Genomic DNA, 17,819 nt, shown 5'->3' with positions numbered 1-17,819 from the left:
GGATTTATACTTGAAATGGTGAAGTATTTTGAGGTCCGTCCCTCTATTGGTTGTATGGCCTTCTCAATCGTAAGAATGGAAATAAGTAAATGATGCAAGCTGCTACAACCATCAATACTCCTACCAATAGGAACCACCAGAATAATGTGTTCCCACCCGCAGTAGGTGATGAGGAAATGATAACACATGACGCAAGGTAGATCACTCCAAGTAGTGCGAGGGAAAGCCGGAAACCTGTTTGTCTGAATAACCTAAATCCAATCAGTATGAAAAGATAGCTGGCACTGATGATCATCATCCCCGGGTACAGTGGCGAGAACTTCGCCGCATATACAAAGAAATCAAGGGCTACAATATCACTCGAACCCGTCACACTTCCATGAACCATCTCACTAAAAGGAGTCGAATACCTCCACTCCCAGGAATGGTCCAACAAAGCACTCCCCTCATACCAACTAACCAGAGTCGAAAAACCGAGGACAAGTAATCCGATTCCTACCTGTGACCAATATTTAATAGACATAACCTTCTCCTTTCCTTTGAGGGACGGAACTCAATAATTGCTGTATTTATGTAAGGAAGTCCTTTTATACTAGGGGTTCAACCCCACATAAAGTGCTCAATTGAGGTCCGTCCCTCAATTCAGATACTATGAACTTTCACCTTTGGCCATTTGGTATCCCATTGTTTTTCCAGCACTCTTTTTTCATAAATGGATGACAGTGCCTCTTTTTCTTTAAATGGTGGAGTCGGCTTTATTTGTAAAGAAATCAAGTCTTCTATCCCCCAAGGGGCTGCCAATATAAGCTCATCTTTCTCGTTCAGCTTCAGAGCAATAGAGGTAGCAGTCTCCGGAAAACGGGTAACGGCATCAATCGTGGATGTATATGGGGCTTCTCCATTTTTAATATGCATCCTTGCCTGGTTTTTCACAGACCACGGTTCGGAGGGAGCTTCCTCCTTCAATCGGGATTCTATATATTTCTCATATTGTTCATCTGTATTTGAAGCATCAAAATACACGACATCAATATCAGGCAAGTTCGTTTTGTTTGAATACCCATGCAGTGTATCCCACACTTTCGTCCTGACAAAACCTGCGCAGACCCACCAGTCAGGCAGGTGCATTTTATGTGCTGTTTTAAGGATTTCCATCATCCAGGAATCTTGTTCAACGAGCTCCAATATATCATGTTCTGACTTGATCACATTCTTCTCTCCTCGTTCAATTTCTACATACTTTTGAAGTCATTCGATTGACTTTGAATTTATGATTCATATACATTATGTATTGGTTTTAGGTACAGCCTTCAATATTGTCAAAAGAAAATGCCAGGAAGCTTTTCCTGGCATTTTTCCTATCACTGCCCACCGTTAAACCAACTGCTCGCTTTCACACGTTCTTCTTCCTGCAGTTGCCTTTCATGTTGATTACCAGCTTCGAATGTATTTTTGGAGAACTTACTTCTAAGAAGACCACTAATTATACCGAAAACAACGGCAATTCCTATAATCCACCATAGCATGTGCACTGCACCTCCATAAGGAATACTTTCCTTATCTATATATACGTTTGAAGAAACGGCAGGTTTCATATTTGACAGAATTATTCTTCTGTTGTTTCAGGATCTTCAGTGTTTTCAAGCTGGTCAGCATTACGAACTTTCTCTTCTGTTGAAGAGTTGTAGTACCCTTGTTTTTCGTATTGCTTTTTTAATTCGAAGTATTTGTCCATGACGCGTTTGGCAATCGTTTTATTTACGTATGGATCTTTGTCTTGATGTGAATATGGGAGAACCACTGAGAATGCTACTTCAGGATTGTCATAAGGTGCATAGCCGATTAAAGTCGTGTTATAGGTTTTGTATTGTTTTTTTTCCGCAGGACTATAATAGAAAGCTTGAGCGGTACCGGATTTAGCGGCTGCATCGTAAGGAGCTGTTCTAAAATTATTTGCTGTTCCATTTGCACCATGAGCAACTTGATAGAAGCCTCGCTGTACTTGTTGGATTTGTCTTTCCGTTGCATCGATTCGATTTAAGACCTGAGCTTCATTTTCGTAAATCAAAGGCCCAACCTTATCCCTCTCCTGACTTGGTTCCCGAACTTCTTTCATTAAATGAGGTTCCATCCTGAAACCTCCGTTGGCGATTGTAGATGCATATTGCACAAGTTGCATGGGTGTATACAAATCGTATTGTCCAATGGCGAAATCCATTAACATACCTGGCTTTCGTCCGGTCCCTTTTAATCCTTCTACTTCTCCAGGGAGATCAATGCCCGTTTTCACACCAAGCCCGAATTGACTATAATAATTTCGCATAGTATCAAACGCTTTTGGATCCATATCAATTGGCTGGTCCTTTCTGTATACACCACCTGCAATTTTGATTGCTGTTTTAAACATGTACGCGTTTGAAGAGATCTCCAGGGCATCAATATCATTTAAGTACATTGGCCCTCTTGAAAGGTTAAACCATGATCGTTTAACGGGAGTCCCCTTTATTGCAATCGCTTCATCATACAAAACATCTCCAACATTCAACGCCCCAGTCATATACCCCGTCAATACAGTAGCACCTTTTACAGCAGATCCTACCCCATATTCAGAAGTATACGTTCCTAAAGCATAATCCTGTAGTTCCGTCTTTCCGTTTTCATCCTTACCATACTTCTTTCCTACCATGGAGAGGATCTCACCTGTGTTAGGATTCATCATGACGACGAATGCGCGGTCCAGGAACGGAGATTCCCAATATTTTGAGGCTTGTTTGCTAAGCTCTTCCTCAACAATCTTTTCAATTTCTTTCTGGAGCTGTAAGTCAATTGTCAACACAACATCCTTACCACTATGTCCTTCGCTTACAAGCTGTGTATCAAGTACGCTACCATTTTTCGTAATGTACTCGATTTCTTCCTTTTGTCCTTTAAGTATATTTTCATACTCAGATTCAAAATAACTCGTTCCAACTCGATCATTCAAAGCATATCCTTGAGCTTTATATTCTTTTACAAGTTCGCTTGGCAGCCCCTGTTGTGAGGTGGAAACCCTACCCAAAATAGTCCGCAGCGTACTATCATTCACATACTTTCTTTCCCAGTCCGTAGTGACGTTCACACCGGGCATTTCAGATAATCGTTCACTCACTCTCGCCATCTCTTCCATCGATACATCTTTATTCTTGATGATCTGTGGGCTAAGGGCATATCCCGTATTGAATTCACGGAAAATTGCCAGTACTTCCTCTTCCTGTTTCGAAAAGGAGTTGATATCCTTTTCAGTGATTCTCTCAAGCTGCATTTCGTAAATTTTCTTGTTCCTCTCATCCTCCGCCAGTTCTTCATCATCTTCCAGCTTCTTTATTTCTTCTTTTGAAACCAGCTTTTCCGCTTTATCAGGATGAGTGAGAAGCCAGAAATCCTGACGGTCACGATCGGTAATCTTACCCGTATCCATTTCAATCAATTCAGCTAATTTCTCAGCGACCTTCAGCATATCTTTAGGCTTCGTCGTTTGCGTTCTCGTGTAGGTAATGGCATTCAGTGGAACGTTGTCGACGATGACATTCCGGTATCGGTCATAGATTTTCCCTCTCGGCGGTGTTCCATTATGTGATTTGACATTTTCAGTTCTTGCGACTTCTGCTTCATAATGGTTCCCCTGCACGATTTGTACAATTCCAAGACGAAGAATCAGAAGTGAAAATAGAAAAAAGACCGAAATAAACAATAAATTCATTCTCAATGGGACATGGGTTTTTTTCTTTTTCTTCTTTTCCTTCAATTTGTATAACCCCTTTTAAGCTCGTATTTTACCAAAATATGATAATGTTCTAGTCCTATTTTATAGAAAATTCGACTATATTTCTACCTCTATATGGAATAAAACCCATTAATTTTACTTCGTTGGATATTGATGGTGAAATACAGGGGTTAATATGCATATGTGTGAAGGTTAACTGCGAAAAATGTCGAAGAAGGAGTATAGACAAATCGGTTCCGTTTCTTTTAGAATATAGTCGTATTCAAAGCAATAAAAATGAAACCAAAGCTCTCCTTAATGCGTAGAATTGGTAACTAGATGATTGAGAGGTTGAAGGCTGTTATGTTTAGCAAACTGATGTGCAGGTTCGGTATTGGAGCTACAAAAATTGATTTGGTATTGAATAAGAAGGAGTTTCGACCAGGAGATGTCATCAAGGGTGAATATGAACTCACCGGCGGTCGGGTAGAGCAGAAATTAAAGAGGATTGAGACAGATCTTTTACAATACGATGATAAACGTTCTTCTGTTCTTCATCAGAATACCATATTAAGCTCATCAACGATGAAAGCAAACGAGCAACGCACCATTCACTTTTCGTGCAGACTTTCAGATGCATTTCCACCAAGCAGTGAGACGGTTTCTTATAAGTTCGTCACCCGACTTGTCTTTGATGATGGTGTCAACAGCGTCGATCACGATGAATTTCAGATTCTTGTATAATGATAGACATGTGAGCCCTTCTATTCGGAAGGGCTTTTGAGTGTTAACTAGTTTAATGATCTTTTCCAACCGAAAATCCTTCAAATAATCTTCCACCATGGATTTGGAGAACAGAATCGACCAGCCTCACAATTTCCATTTTGTCATCTTCCCTATAAAATTGTTCGAAAGCATATACAAATTCCTTGGCAAACTGCGGGTCATACTCATGTAATGCACGGACGATCCATTTTGAAGAGCCTATCCAATGACGATTCGATCTGAGCACAAATTCATGAAGTAATTCCCCAATCGAGTTCGCAATGAAAATACTTTCCCCTCTATTCGTCGAGCCGATTAAATCATCAAGGGCATCTGTAAGAAAATATCTCTTCATCCGAACGGTTTCTGCTGACCATTCGGGAGGTCCGTCCCTCAACATATGATTCGCCTCTCGTTTGATTGTGTCGATGATTGGGTGGTCAACGAGTGGAATTCCTTCTGACACCATCTTTTGTAAGGAGGGTCGGGCCCGTTTGTAATCCGATTGGAAATAGTGTCGGAGGGTTTTCATATTGTGAACGAATACTTCTATCGGCCATCCGTTGGAAATAAGGGATTCACGGTACTCGGTCTGGAGGTGTTCATCGATGACGACAATATCAAGATCCGATGTTGCTGTCTCTTCTCCTCTTACGACACTTCCTCCGAGAAGGGCGGCTTGACAGGTGGGAAATTGTTCATGGATGAAAAGCTTTGCGGCTTCAATCGGTGATAGTCTTATCATATCTAGCCTTCCCTTCTCCCTGTATGATAAGTTCATGCAAATCTAACACATGTTTGATAGTATAGGCAGGGTGAACTTCTTTTGGAATTTCATAATCATATCTATTAATCCAAACTGTATCCATGCCAATGGAATCTGCCCCCAAAATATCAGTGAAGTAGTTATCTCCTATAAAGAGGGTTCTCTTAGCCTCTGAGTTAAAGACATCCAGCGCATGTTGAAATATCTCTTCATGTGGTTTGGAGTAACCGATCCTCTCAGAAATAATGACAGAGGATTCAGGGAAAATATCCGATAATTCCAGACACTCAATTTTTCCATACGCATTAAACGCAGTACCGTTCGTCACAATCCCAATCATTACCTTTTCCATTAAGTCATTTAGGAACATCTTTACCTCTATATTAGGTTTGATGGAAAGGAGATAGGTGGCTTGAAAGGTCTTTACTATTTGTTTAGTAACCGTATCAGTGACACTTATATTGAAATCAGCTAGAGTGTTCTCCATTCTCATGATTGAAAATTCCTGAAAACTCAACTCGTTAGAGGAAAACCCTGGCCAAAGACGATGATTATGGTTTGAAAATGTCCTCAAAAATTCAAATTGATCGAGTTCCTCCAGAATAGGGAACTGACGGATAGTTTCATACACTCCTCTATTATAAGCAGCTGAGTGATCGAACAACGTATCATCCAGATCAAATAACACTAAATCATATCTTTCCAATGATAAATGCTTCATATGAGTATACTTCCCTGTCATCCAGACATGCCTTTCACATGGATTCTGTAAACTCTTCTTTTTCCTTTCTACGCCCTATACTGTGTCCGATCACGATTCCTATGATCAGGATAAACAGATAGTCTGTTTCAAAACCTTTCGTGAAAAAACCCGTGATTCCCCATCCCAGGATTGCGCCAAATATGACTAAGAAAAGGGATTTCATATCATTTCATCCTTCCTAATAGAATCCGACCATCGTAAGGAGTCCGACTCCGATGATGGTGGTTAAACCGCCTGAGACCATTGCAATAAAAAGGGGTCGTATTTGACGCGTTTCAACCCATATACTGAAGGCAACCACGATGGTGAGGATGATCCCGAAAAAAACGGCAACATATGGATTGGACGGGGCTAAAAGGTCATTCCAATTCAACCAGTTCATTCGCTACACTCCTTTAGTATGTATCCCGGCTATCTAAACATCATTATTAATAAGTATATCAAAGAAAGACCATAATATGGGATTAATTTGTACTGTTCTGATTAGAAAGTAACCGTCGAATGATCCTAGTAAAATTTACTATATATTGATAACACGGGTTTCCCTTCATAGTGGTAACAACTACCTGTTTAAAAATTAACAGAATTATATTTCAATAGAACTATGAAAACTTTAAAACTTTTATCTATCTTATTGTTGTCTGTCACTTTTGTCATTGGATTTGGTCATTCTTCCAAGGTTGCCGCTGCTGGTACCTACACGGTCACTTATGGGGATACGATGTGGAAGATTGCCGTAAAACATCAGGTTGGGGTATCCGAGCTGATTTCAGCAAATCCCGGGATCAGTAATCCGAATATGATTTATCCTGGTCAAAGCTTAAATATCCCAGGAGCAAATGCCACTGCTGAAAGTTATACATATGAAGTAGTGAAATTCGTAAACATGGAGCGTTCAAAAGTGGGTTTACCCCCATTGAAGGAAAATTGGGAGTTGTCCCGTGTCGCTCGCTATAAGTCGGAAGACATGATTGCGAAGAACTACTTCAGTCATACATCCCCGACATACGGATCCCCATTCCAAATGATGAAGGATTTCGGGATTTCCTACCAGGCAGCAGGAGAAAATATCGCTGCAGGTCAAAGGACTCCATCTGAAGTGGTAGAAGCGTGGATGAACAGCGAAGGTCATAGAAAAAATATCCTCTCCCCGACTTATACAGAAATTGGAGTAGGCTATGTGAAAGGTGGATCGTACGGTCATTATTGGACTCAAATGTTCATAAAAAGATAATGAATGATAATTGTAGACCCTGGTACTGTACCGGGGTCTCTTTTTAATGTTTTCCCTCTTTCATCTAGTAAGTGCTGCGGCTGATTTCAAGAATAACCGTGAAGCCATTGTCATATGTAGATATAACTTCTTGAACATAAACGGCATGCGTCCCTATTTCTTCCCTCTTATGGGTCACAATCGTTTGTAACAGGGCTGCGAGTGATTCATCTTCCCCTAACACAATATCAATAAATTCCTGATCCTTCATTTATTCCACTCCCTTTCCTCTCTCTATACGAATAAATCGTGGCAGGAGTTTCGCATTTTTTTAAAAAAATTTAAATAAATGGAAAAAAGAGAGCCAACATAATCGTTGACTCCCTTTATTATTAAAATGTATGTGCTAAATCTTTTGCTCTTGCGATGGCATTTTCTTTGATTTCAGCCGCTTTATCAGGCATGGCTGCATGTCCTTCTACAAATAATCCTTCGAATGAAGGAACGCCATAGAATTGCATCATTACTTCCAGGTAGCGGTGTCCCATTTCCATTGCGGCTGCCGGTCCCTCTGAGTAGATTCCTCCACGTGCTTGAATGTGAAGCGCTTTTTTGTCTGTCAGTAGTCCAACCGGTCCCTGCTCTGTATATTTGAAGGCTTTACCTGCAACTGATACAGAGTCAATATATGCTTTCATTACTGGAGGGAATGAGAAGTTCCAAAATGGTGTAACGAAAATATATTTATCAGCTTCGACAAACTGATCCGATAATTCACCAAGTCGGCCAACCTTTGCCTGTTCTTCTTGAGAAAGTTCTTCGAATCCTTTACCTGATTGCAGTTTGCCCCAGCCGCTGAATACGTCAGCATCGATTTGTGGGATGTTTTCCTTGTATAAGTCCAAAGTAATAACTTCGTGACCAGGATTTGCTTCTTTATACGTATCGATAAATGCCTTCCCTACAGCCATGCTGTAAGATTGTGTGTCATCGTGTGGATGTGCTGTAATATATAATACCTTCGTCATGTTGAATCGTCCCTTTCTGAATGTAAAATGATCCTTATCAAGGTTTTGCAATGATTTGAAATCATGTATCTCGAACCGTGATAGTTTTAATTCAAGATTAATATTATAGGATATTATCTTTAATTACAAATAAAAAGCTTTCAGTCAAAAAAAATAAGGAATTAGTCACATGAACAAGACTGATTCCCTATTAAAAACTTAATTATTGTCAGGATATGTTTTTTGTAAAAAGGCCCCAGACTGTTGAATCAATTGCTTTAACACCGATTCATCAATGTCTGCTACTTTATTTATGTACACACACGCCTTACCGGATGTATGCTTCCCGAATGACTTTAGAAGTTTCTCTCTTTCACTGTCCCCTGTGGCAAAATATAAGCTTATCTTGGCCTTTCTCGGTGAAAACCCCACTAATGGAGCATCTCCCTCGTGACCCGTCTTGTATTTATAATGATAAGAACCAAATCCGATAATACTTGGCCCCCACATCTTTGCTTCAAAGCCGGTTGTTTCGCTGAAAATATCCAGTAGCCTATAAGCATCCTCCTTTTTTTGGGGGTGATCCACTCCCTCAATAAATTCTATGACACTCGCATCATTTTGTTTCATTTTCAATTCATACATATGACTAGCTCCTTTTTCCATTTCATCCTAACCCACTACTTCTCTTTTCGTCCTCGAGTTTCCTGCATGGAGTCTTATATATAGAAATGATATATGTTTCTCATATCCGTTGACATCGATCCCTGTTTCAATTATGATTGTGTCATAATTCAATATTCTCCTAAAGGGGAGTAGCTGTAACAATAAAGTCGTCATTACAGAGTGCACGCTCTCGGCTTTATTGACAACCATGTTGTTAGCGAGACCTTTACCAGTTGGTGAAGGCTTATATATGTCCAGAAAAGACCTTTACCTCCATTGGTAAAGGTCTTTTCTTTATTATTTCACTCTGAAAGGAAGTAATGGACAATGAAAAAATTAAAATCAAACCTCTCTCAATTAATAGAAGAAAACAAAGAAGAAATTATTAGAAATCGACGGGAGATGGATAAAATCGAAGAAAAAATCGATAAGAAATATACTAGCAAAAAGGAGCATGCCTAATGATACTGCGTAAATATATGTCGCTCTTCGGTATTGGGTCTGCGAAAATTGATCTTGTGCTGCCTAAAACTTCATTTAGACAAGGTGAGCTCCTGCATGGTTATTTCTTTTTAGAGGGTGGCATCATTGAACAAAAGCTTAAACGGGTTGAATGTGATTTGGTTATGATTGATAAGAATGGAAAGGAAGAAATGCTCATTGATTCGACCACTGTATTAAAATCGGATATCATCCGGGCAGATGAATGCAACAAACTGTCATTTACCTATCGAATTCCTATGGGAGTCCCATATTCTGAAGATGGCGTGCGTTATTTATTCAAGACAAAGTTGACGTTTGATCAGGGGGTAGAAAGCGTGGATGAAGATTATATTTCAATTGTTTAGAAAGTTGGCTCGCAATTATCTGCGAGCCATTTTTATCAAGTGTTTTCTTTCTTAATGTCTTCAAGTAGTGAAATGATCCTTTCATTCTGCTCGATCATCGTCTGATTTTGCTTCCTGAATTTCGTGAAATCAAACGAGAAAATAAGAAGAAACACAGCTAATACCATGATCATCAATTTTAGTCCCCCAATCTCATTGATTCTCTTTATATTTAAAATAAATCAGCTCAGGATCTCCAGGGTCCAGGTTTTCTATCATTCCGCTTGGAGTGTATCCATTCTTTTGAAAAACTTTTTGCATCTCAATGTTTGACTGATTAGTAGATGAAAAGATTTTTTCCGTTGGGGAATTCTTCTCAAAATATTTCAATAAGGATGACGCATACCCTTTTCTTCTCTCCTCGGGAGCAATGATGACCAGGGAGACAAACGCGTTCCCATAAAACTGGGTATTGAATAAGAGAAAGCCAGTAGCCTTTCCTTCTTTGATGACCAGACATGCTTGATTCCTTATCGCCTTCTCGATTTCTCCCCTCCTGTTTGCATGCCCGATGATTTGTTGATCAATCGCCACGATCGGTTCCAGATCTGATAATTGAGCATATTTTACCTCTATCATAACAGTCACGACCTTCTTTTCATTAATAATATGTAAATAAATACCAAGACCAAGATGAGAGCTATATTAAGTATCACTGCATCTCCAATAAAGAAATAACTGTCATCAAAACGATATGTTTCTTTTACAGCCGTCATGGTGAAAGATCCCCCTCTATGTGGAAAAGGACACCGTATGAACAGGTGCCCTTTTGTTTTAAAGCGATTTGGACATTAACACATTTGTTACTTCATAACCTGTTTTTTGATACAAGGATATAGCTATTTTGTTATGACCGAATACATGGAGGGATATTTTCGGGATACCCTTTTCCCTGGCAAACGAGTCCAATGACGCTAAAGCTCCCTTCCCATAACCTGATCCCCTTTTACTTTCATGGATCTTAATATCATATATAAATATTTCCTTTGCTTCATCATTTAAATGAACCCATAAGTTGCCTACTATTTCCTCCCTTTCTTCATGAAACAGGGTAAATAAATAATGATCTTTTGTTTCCCTTCCCTCCGGTAATAGTTTATTGAATTCCTCCTCTGCTTGATCCAGGGACGTTTCTTTCTTGAAATTGCCTGCCTTCGTTTTTTCTTCTGCATATTCCTTGATGGACTCTTCTATCCAATCATGATATTCGTTCTCTGTCATCGTTTTTAATGTAATCATAGAGTGATTCCTCCTTTACTTATTTCCAGCGCTGTCTTATTTCCCTTACTACTATTTCAGGACGGTCCCAATGAAGAAGGTGGGTCGTATCCGGAATGCACTTTACTTCTCCCCTTACCTGTACCTTAAAGTTGTCGGCTGTCTTTTTACGGGTTTCAGCAAGATTTTCAGGAAGGGATGCTCTTAATAATAAAACCGGATTTTCAATTTTGTGATAAATATCCTCCGCCTCATCTTTGTGCATGGCACGGATGATGTGAGCAGCTGTCTCCCCACGGGCATGCCAATAATATTGCTGGTCATGATAAAGGGAAAGATCTTGAGCGGCCACCATCTTTAAAGAAGACCAATTTAACGTTTCACTCTTAACGAGGGTGAGGAAATCTTCCCAGGTTCCCCATGTCTGTTCAAAATCTTTTTCATAATAAGCGACTTCTTCTTCTACGGTTTGTTGTGAATGCCGTTTTCCCTGATAACCTCCATCGATCAACATCAATGCGCTGATCTTATCGGGATATTTGGCTGCATAAAATAGCGCTACAAAGCTCCCCCATGAATGAGACAGGAAATAGAATGAATCGATTTCAAGGAGCTCAATCACTTCATTCAGCCATTCGGCCATGTTATTCATTTCATAATTTTCCCCGCGTTCAAATGGGGCAGTCTTTCCATGACCAGGTGCATCGATGGAAATGATTCTATAGTCTTTCTCTAAATCGTTCGCTATTTCTATAAAGCTGAGTCCTGTGCTTCCCAATCCATGAAGACAAAAAATCACTGGTTTCGCAGGATCTCCCCATTCCGATATGTGTATTTGCTGGAGTTGTTTTTGAATAAAATAACGTTTTATGGTGTTCATCCCCTATGTATTTCTTTCCGTCTCTTATTCTTTTATCTTACCATTATCATCCAACATATTCATGCTAAGTTTTGAAAAAAGGGTTGAAATGGATTTGAACCTAAAAAAGACCCTAAGCAGGGCCTTTCGAAGTGAAGCGCTTTTAATTCGGCTCCACATGAACGTGCACATCATACACCTCATGCTTATTCATCAATTCTTCTTCTACCTCGCTTGAAATATCATGTGCCTGTTTTATATCGAGGGTGGACCTCACCAGAATCACTACATCCACGACAGTGTTGTTTCCATAATTTCTTGCCCGAATATCTTTTACACCTTTAACCCCGGGGAGATCGAGGACGGTCTTTTCGTACGATTCTATAAGCTCTTCATCGAATCCGTCCGTTAAGTAATGGGAAGCTTCTATAAAAATGCCCCATGCGGTTTTACAGATGAGAAGGCCGACAATGACTGCCGTGAGGGGATCCAACCAAGGCAGATAAAATTGAGCACCAAGGATACCGATCACCGTGCCGATGCTTACCCATGCATCTGAGAGATTATCTTTTGCTGCAGCCATAAGGGATTGACTATTAATTTTCTGTGCTAATTTTTTGTTGTATCTATAGACAAGGTACATGACGATTGCAGCCCCAATACCAGTCCATGCGGAAATTAGATCCGGTGCCTGGGTTTTTCCGTCAAATACAGATTGAATCGCATTGTATAGCACCTGTATCCCCACTACCATCATAATAAAGGATGCCAGTAAAGAGGCTACACTTTCCGCTTTCCAATGCCCATAAGGATGATCTTGATCGGCTGGCTTCCTTGAATACCTTAGGCCGATAAGTACCGCAACGGAAGCCACGATATCCGTGGCATTGTTCAAGCCGTCAGCACGTAATGCCTCCGACCCTGCTGATGTTCCAATGAGGAATTTAATAATTGATAACATTATATAGGCGATAATGCTTATCAGTGCACCACGTTCACCCAGTTTTAACTGATCATATTTTTCTTGGTTCACGATCATTTTCCTCCACATTTAATATGTACCTGAATATCATAGCAACCTCTTCCCATGTGGGTCTATAGCAACCTTCTTTAGTGAAGCTATCTTAATATGAAGAGGTGAACAATGTTTCCAGGAGCAAACTTTTGTGAAGGTATAAAAAATAGGCCTGCGTATGCAGTCCTAAAATAGATATATATACTATAACGATTTTTGATTCATTTAGCCTTTCTACACGGGCTACTTTTCAGCTTTGCTGAAAAGCGGGCGAAACTTTAGTTTCGCCCGAATGAGTCAAAAATCTGAGTCTAATCTATATTTTTTCTGTACTATTAATCTACAATATCAGCTGAAAAACTAGGCTTAGTCAATCCAGCTTCTTCATAAACTGCAGCCATTTTTTCTTCAAATGATGCAAATTGTTCATCAGATTCTGTGTATTCTGCGTTTGCTTCGTCTGAAAGATTTGCAGCTCTGGTTTCATATGATTTTGCAAGATCGTCCAATGCGCCTTGAATTTCGTCTTTCTTTGAATCCAACGCAGCAGGTACTTCCAGCCCTTGAACGTCTTCAGCTACGGTTTTAGCAGAACTTTCAGCATCGGTTTTAAGTTTGGCAATCTCTTCTGCACTTGGTTTATCCTCTTCTTTAGCTTTTGCCGATTCAAACGTGTAAATAGCTGAATCATTGGCATTCACTGTGTTGATGATTTCTTTTTGAAAGTCTAATAGAGCGGATTTCATTTCCATCTCGTCCGATTTTGCACTTTCTTCAGTTGCTTCAGTGTTTGACTCTTTTTCCTCTGTACTACCTTCATCACTACTGCATGCAGCAATAAATAAACTCATAGATAGCAAGAAAAAGGGTAGCATCAATTTTTTCATCTGTAATTCCTCCCCATTCATTCGTTCCTACAATTACATATATTACCTTATAACTTAATATTTGTAAACAAATGGATATCATTTAGTATTAATTGTAATTTTTTTATGTAGACATGCTGATTTCCGTACTTTGACGTTAACTATTAACACGTGGGTATTCTGTTTCTAAAATGTGTATGGAATTCAGTGTTTTGGAAACGATGAATAATAACCTATTGCATAAAGGAGGTGTCATTCTTGGTAAAGAAAGAATGTCCTTGTGACCGCTGTACGTGTAAAACGAAAAAAGAATGTGATTGTCCCTGCTGCTGTGAAAAATAAAAAGAAATCCCTGGACGTTGCCCGGGATTTTTTTATTTAAACCATTACTTTTCCCCCGACTATTTCGTCGAAGTATTGAACGGATTTCATTTCTTCATCCATCCATTCTGTTGTTTTCCATGTGTGCTCGATAAAAACCTCTGCAATCATACGTTTTCTTTTTCCGCCAAACGTATAGGCATCTTTAAGTGCCACTACACTTTCGAAAATATGGACCATCAGTTCTGCTATCCTCTTCGCATGATAGGTTTGTGTATCATGATTGGACGTGGTCACTAGTGTCAATAGTTGTTCCAGTTTTAAGATCCCTTCTGTCACGGGAATCGTTAACAAAATGAATTCTTCTGGAACAAGGGATAGCTCTTTTTTCATTTTGGCTAAAAAGTATACATGAGCCCGGTGTTTATTCATTAATCTCAGAACTTCGAGTCCTAGAATATTGGCTGTACCTTCCCATACCGTCAATACCTGGGCATCCCTGAGTAAACGCGGAAGGACGAAATCTTCAATGTACCCATTTCCACCATGAAGTTCGATTGCTTCATGAGAAAAGTGAATCGCCTGCTCCGCTGATTCTTTCTTCAGTATGGCAATCAGCAAACGATGTAGAACAGATTCTTCCTCTGTTGTAGGAATGTCATCGGACACGACTCGATCATACAAGTGAACGAGATGGAACACGGCACTGGTTTCCACTTCCTGTTTAGAGGCAAGACGGGTCAAAGATTCTTTTATCATCGGAAAGTGAGCCAGAGGCTGTTCGAACGCTTCACGATGGAATGCGTAATTTCTTGCTTCGAGATAGGCTCTTCTCATAATGCCGATCGATGCAATGGCATTGCAAATCCGGGATAAATTAAGTGCTTCCATCATATAGTAGATGCCTCTATCCGGTTCTCCAACCAGATAGGCGTTTGCACCTTTGAACTCCACCTCCGCTGAAGGCACTGCCCGGACACCCAACTTATCCTTCAGCCTTCGAATGTGGATCCCATTTAGGGAGCCATCATCGTTTCTCCACGGGACAGCAAATAAGCTAAGTCCCTTTGTTCCTTTACCGGATCCCTCTATCCGAGCGAGCACCATTGTCACTCCACACATCCCTGAATTGGAGGCAAAATATTTTTCTCCCCATAGCTGATAGGATTCACCATCTTGAAGGGCCTTTGTTTCATTTGCGCCGACATCAGACCCTCCCTGTCTCTCAGTTAAAAAAGTCGCCCCCTCATATAATTCAACTTCTCCCGATGAAAGGACATGTGGAAGGAACCTGGCTTTCACATCAGGAGATGCATACCTCTCAAGAAGGAGGGCCGTTGCCATGGAAAGGGTGACCGGGCAATAGAAACCGGGCTCGCTTTGAGATAAAAGATATCCCTGGGCATAGGAATACATATAATTTCCTTTCGTCCCAAGCCCGGGTATTTCTTTATGGATATACCCGACAATTCCTTTATTGTATGTTTGTTCAACTGTTTTCTTATATCCTTCATTCACCCAGACTTCAGAAATCTCTTCTCCGAATCTGTTGTATTTAATAAGCTTAGGCTGTCCCTCACGATCCGTATGGACGGCCCGTTCATCAATTTCACCTGCACAAAGCTCGCCGAAAGTGTTCAGCTCATGGTCGGCCCACGTAAAAAAATCTTTATCCAGATAGCTTTCAAGGATTTCTTTTAAATGAGGATCTTCCTGATAAAAATTTTCCAGCTTTCTCATAGATTCACCTCCTGAATCATATCCCGTAAAGGCTGTTTCAGTATTTTGCCTGTTGCATTACGCGGGAGTGCATGCAAGGATTCATAGAGTTTTGGAGTTTTATAACTTGCCAGTTTACCCTTCAGGAATTCATTACATACCGTGGAAAGTTCATTCGAGGATAGCGAACTGACGACATACGCTTTAACAGTTTCCCCCCACTCAGGATGGGGGACTCCAACGACTGCCACCTCAGAAATAGCCGGATGCTCCACAAGCAGTTCTTCAATTTCTTTAGGATAAACGTTTACCCCACCGGAAATGATCATATCCTTCTTGCGGTCCACCACCCATATATATCCTTGTTCATCCACTCTGGCAAGATCTCCCGTTTTCAACCATCCATTGATAAAGGCTTCTTCCGTCTTCTCCGGATCTTTATAGTATCCTTTCATATTACCTTCTCCATATAGGAGAATTTCTCCCACCTCATTCGTGTCCACTGGCTTCCCCGCTTCGTTAACAATCTTAATTTCTGTTCCGAGGGCCCCTCTCTTCCCGATACTCCCCCCTTTTTGGTGATGTTCATCTGCTGCTAACAGGGTTCCGCTGGGTCCAGCTTCTGTCAGACCATAAACACAATGGAGGAGGTCCGTCCCCAACCTTTCTTTAATATATGCAATTTCTGCACCGGAGACGGGTGCTCCGCCATAGACCCAATATTTCATAGAAGAAAGATTATACGTATGGATGTTAGGCAGTTTAGATGTAAATAAGTAGGCGACCGGCGCGCCGAAAAAGTGGGTGATCTGTTCTTGCTCTACCAACTTAAGTAGATTCTCAGGGGTAAAGGTCGGTGATAATATATGGGTGGTTCCTACATATGTACCCGCTATCAGGAATAGATGAAGTGGAGCAGAATGACTGAGAGGCATCATATGGAGAATCCTGCTCTCGGGTTTCATCTCAAATTCCACACACATCATGATGGATACCGTTAAAATGTTTCGGTAAGTGAAGAGTACGCCTTTTGGTTGACCTGTCGTACCGGAAGTATAAAGGATGGTAGCATCATCCTCTTCACTCATTGTGCAGTCAACTTCTTCTTTACTCCCTTCATTCAAGATATCCACAAATGACTTCCATGATCCCCGTGTCTTCCCTGTCTTCACACATAAGAGATTACCGGGATCAATGCTTTCTACCGTTTCCCAAACCCGCTCATGGGCAAGGATGGCTCGGGCATCGCTGTGATGGACTATGAATGATAATTCATCAGAAGAAAGCTTTGCATTAACAGGGACTATGATCGCCCCCAACCGCAGGACTGCGAAGTAGCTGAGGACAAATTCCGCTGTGTTCGGCATGAACAGCATCACTTTATCCCCAACACCTATCCCCCGCATTTTCAAGCTATTGGCCAACTGATTGACTTTTTCATTCAACTCCCTGTAAGTCATCTCTTCGCCCTCTGTGACAACCGCTTTCCGTGTTGGATATTTCCTGGAATTTCGAGATAATAATTCTGAGATATTCATTCTCGGTTCTCCCCTGACTCGTTTAATTTTTTAAGGAAGTCATCCCTTAAGTCTTCCATTTCATTTCTCATTGTTTCTAGTTCTTGTATGAAAGTGGTTATCTCCTTTATTTTCATGTTCCCATATTCGACTGTGCGTTCCAATTGCTTCCTTCCACTTCGATCTTGATCAAACAGGTGAATCATTTCCTTGATTTGCTCTAAAGTAAAACCGAAGCGCTTTCCACGGAATATTAATGTAAGTCTGGTGACATCACTCTTGGAGTATAGTCTCCTCCCTGAATCACTCCTTTCAGGCTTTAATAAACGAAGTTCCTCATAATATCTGATAGTACGTGTCGTTACGTTGAACTCCTTTGCTAATTGGGAAATGGTATAAGGCATCATCATCAACTCTTTGTTTGAAAATTTTGATACTTTCATTTTATCATTGACGTTGACGTAAAGTTCAACCGATTTTTTAAAAATAACTACT

General features: G+C 40.4%; 24 protein-coding genes. 4 read left to right on the top strand and 20 right to left on the bottom strand.

Annotated features, from left to right (window positions below; translation table 11 throughout):
- Positions 1–43 precede the first annotated feature (43 nt).
- The 4 genes from P8596_RS12230 to P8596_RS12215 form a co-directional block, all read right to left on the bottom strand.
- The gene (locus tag P8596_RS12230; RefSeq protein WP_279724018.1) at positions 44–523 is read right to left on the bottom strand and encodes a YjdJ family protein; all 480 of its coding nucleotides are present in this window, start codon (positions 521–523) and stop codon (positions 44–46) included.
- A gap of 119 nt (positions 524–642) precedes the next feature.
- The gene (locus P8596_RS12225) at positions 643–1,209 is read right to left on the bottom strand and encodes a nucleotidyltransferase family protein (RefSeq protein ID WP_279724017.1); all 567 of its coding nucleotides are present in this window, start codon (positions 1,207–1,209) and stop codon (positions 643–645) included.
- A 152-nt stretch (positions 1,210–1,361) separates the two neighbouring features.
- The gene (locus tag P8596_RS12220) at positions 1,362–1,526 is read right to left on the bottom strand and encodes a hypothetical protein (protein ID WP_279724016.1); all 165 of its coding nucleotides are present in this window, start codon (positions 1,524–1,526) and stop codon (positions 1,362–1,364) included.
- 80 nt (positions 1,527–1,606) lie between these two features.
- Complete coding sequence (locus P8596_RS12215; RefSeq protein WP_279726999.1) at positions 1,607–3,739, bottom strand: peptidoglycan D,D-transpeptidase FtsI family protein; 2,133 nt, start codon at positions 3,737–3,739, stop codon at positions 1,607–1,609.
- 366 nt (positions 3,740–4,105) lie between these two features.
- Between P8596_RS12215 and P8596_RS12210 the strand changes: the two genes are divergently transcribed.
- Positions 4,106–4,486 carry a sporulation protein gene (locus tag P8596_RS12210; RefSeq protein ID WP_061809274.1) on the top strand — a complete coding sequence of 127 codons (381 nt, stop codon included), beginning with the start codon at positions 4,106–4,108 and terminating at the stop codon, positions 4,484–4,486.
- Positions 4,487–4,538: 52 nt separating this feature from the next.
- Here P8596_RS12210 and P8596_RS12205 read toward each other — a convergent pair whose 3' ends face one another.
- Genes P8596_RS12205 through P8596_RS12190 form a run of 4 tightly spaced genes read right to left on the bottom strand, consistent with a single transcriptional unit; the run spans position 4,539 to position 6,418 of the window.
- The gene (locus tag P8596_RS12205) at positions 4,539–5,252 is read right to left on the bottom strand and encodes a nucleotidyltransferase domain-containing protein (RefSeq protein WP_279724015.1); all 714 of its coding nucleotides are present in this window, start codon (positions 5,250–5,252) and stop codon (positions 4,539–4,541) included.
- Positions 5,230–5,994, bottom strand: coding sequence for an HAD family hydrolase (locus P8596_RS12200; protein WP_224519991.1), 765 nt, complete (start codon positions 5,992–5,994; stop codon positions 5,230–5,232). The genes P8596_RS12205 and P8596_RS12200 overlap by 23 nt, the downstream gene beginning before the upstream one ends.
- A gap of 34 nt (positions 5,995–6,028) precedes the next feature.
- Positions 6,029–6,199 (bottom strand): tRNA U-34 5-methylaminomethyl-2-thiouridine biosynthesis protein, encoded by a 171-nt coding sequence (locus P8596_RS12195; protein ID WP_279724014.1) that lies wholly within the window; start codon positions 6,197–6,199, stop codon positions 6,029–6,031.
- 15 nt (positions 6,200–6,214) lie between these two features.
- Positions 6,215–6,418, bottom strand: a complete 204-nt coding sequence (locus P8596_RS12190; protein WP_034759413.1) for a hypothetical protein — start codon at positions 6,416–6,418, stop codon at positions 6,215–6,217.
- 222 nt (positions 6,419–6,640) lie between these two features.
- On the opposite strand from P8596_RS12190, the gene safA reads away from it, so the two are divergent.
- On the top strand, positions 6,641–7,270 hold the full coding sequence (gene safA / locus P8596_RS12185; RefSeq protein ID WP_279724013.1) for a SafA/ExsA family spore coat assembly protein: 630 nt from the start codon (positions 6,641–6,643) through the stop codon (positions 7,268–7,270).
- 64 nt (positions 7,271–7,334) lie between these two features.
- Here safA and P8596_RS12180 read toward each other — a convergent pair whose 3' ends face one another.
- From P8596_RS12180 to P8596_RS12170, 3 genes are all read right to left on the bottom strand, one after another.
- Positions 7,335–7,520 carry a hypothetical protein gene (locus P8596_RS12180; protein ID WP_279724012.1) on the bottom strand — a complete coding sequence of 62 codons (186 nt, stop codon included), beginning with the start codon at positions 7,518–7,520 and terminating at the stop codon, positions 7,335–7,337.
- Between the two features lie 121 nt (positions 7,521–7,641).
- Positions 7,642–8,277 carry an FMN-dependent NADH-azoreductase gene (locus P8596_RS12175; protein ID WP_034759423.1) on the bottom strand — a complete coding sequence of 212 codons (636 nt, stop codon included), beginning with the start codon at positions 8,275–8,277 and terminating at the stop codon, positions 7,642–7,644.
- Positions 8,278–8,475: 198 nt separating this feature from the next.
- Positions 8,476–8,901: a DUF1801 domain-containing protein gene (locus tag P8596_RS12170; protein WP_279724011.1), complete on the bottom strand. Its 426-nt coding sequence runs from the start codon at positions 8,899–8,901 to the stop codon at positions 8,476–8,478.
- Between the two features lie 348 nt (positions 8,902–9,249).
- Between P8596_RS12170 and P8596_RS12165 the strand changes: the two genes are divergently transcribed.
- Entirely contained in the window at positions 9,250–9,384 is a 135-nt protein-coding gene (locus P8596_RS12165) for an FbpB family small basic protein (protein WP_079532558.1), read from the top strand.
- Entirely contained in the window at positions 9,384–9,770 is a 387-nt protein-coding gene (locus P8596_RS12160; RefSeq protein ID WP_229595208.1) for a sporulation protein, read from the top strand. The genes P8596_RS12165 and P8596_RS12160 overlap by 1 nt, the downstream gene beginning before the upstream one ends.
- Positions 9,771–9,805: 35 nt before the next feature.
- Here the strand turns inward: P8596_RS12160 and P8596_RS12155 are convergent, their stop codons facing one another.
- From P8596_RS12155 to P8596_RS12115, 9 genes are all read right to left on the bottom strand, one after another.
- A complete protein-coding gene (locus tag P8596_RS12155) occupies positions 9,806–9,946 on the bottom strand; it encodes a hypothetical protein (protein WP_156477296.1) in 141 nt (46 codons plus the stop codon).
- 16 nt (positions 9,947–9,962) lie between these two features.
- Entirely contained in the window at positions 9,963–10,388 is a 426-nt protein-coding gene (locus P8596_RS12150) for a GNAT family N-acetyltransferase (protein WP_279724010.1), read from the bottom strand.
- A 195-nt stretch (positions 10,389–10,583) separates the two neighbouring features.
- Positions 10,584–11,048 (bottom strand): GNAT family N-acetyltransferase, encoded by a 465-nt coding sequence (locus P8596_RS12145; protein WP_279724009.1) that lies wholly within the window; start codon positions 11,046–11,048, stop codon positions 10,584–10,586.
- A 19-nt stretch (positions 11,049–11,067) separates the two neighbouring features.
- Positions 11,068–11,898, bottom strand: coding sequence for an alpha/beta fold hydrolase (locus P8596_RS12140; RefSeq protein ID WP_279726998.1), 831 nt, complete (start codon positions 11,896–11,898; stop codon positions 11,068–11,070).
- 151 nt (positions 11,899–12,049) lie between these two features.
- Positions 12,050–12,919 carry a cation diffusion facilitator family transporter gene (locus P8596_RS12135; RefSeq protein WP_279724008.1) on the bottom strand — a complete coding sequence of 290 codons (870 nt, stop codon included), beginning with the start codon at positions 12,917–12,919 and terminating at the stop codon, positions 12,050–12,052.
- A gap of 317 nt (positions 12,920–13,236) precedes the next feature.
- Entirely contained in the window at positions 13,237–13,788 is a 552-nt protein-coding gene (locus P8596_RS12130) for an Hsp70 family protein (RefSeq protein WP_224520001.1), read from the bottom strand.
- Positions 13,789–14,145: 357 nt separating this feature from the next.
- Positions 14,146–15,828 (bottom strand): acyl-CoA dehydrogenase family protein, encoded by a 1,683-nt coding sequence (locus P8596_RS12125; RefSeq protein WP_279724007.1) that lies wholly within the window; start codon positions 15,826–15,828, stop codon positions 14,146–14,148.
- Positions 15,825–17,345, bottom strand: a complete 1,521-nt coding sequence (locus P8596_RS12120) for a class I adenylate-forming enzyme family protein (protein WP_279724006.1) — start codon at positions 17,343–17,345, stop codon at positions 15,825–15,827. Before P8596_RS12120 ends, P8596_RS12125 begins: the two co-directional genes overlap by 4 nt.
- Positions 17,342–17,767 (bottom strand): MerR family transcriptional regulator, encoded by a 426-nt coding sequence (locus tag P8596_RS12115; protein WP_397545319.1) that lies wholly within the window; start codon positions 17,765–17,767, stop codon positions 17,342–17,344. The genes P8596_RS12120 and P8596_RS12115 overlap by 4 nt, the downstream gene beginning before the upstream one ends.
- Positions 17,768–17,819 lie beyond the last annotated feature (52 nt).

The sequence above is a fragment of the Rossellomorea sp. DA94 genome, from assembly GCF_029834455.1.
In the GTDB taxonomy this organism is placed as follows: Bacteria; Bacillota; Bacilli; order Bacillales; family Bacillaceae_B; genus Rossellomorea; species Rossellomorea vietnamensis.
The sequence above is the reverse complement of the archived record's forward strand: the minus strand, read 5'-3'. Positions and strand labels throughout refer to the sequence as shown.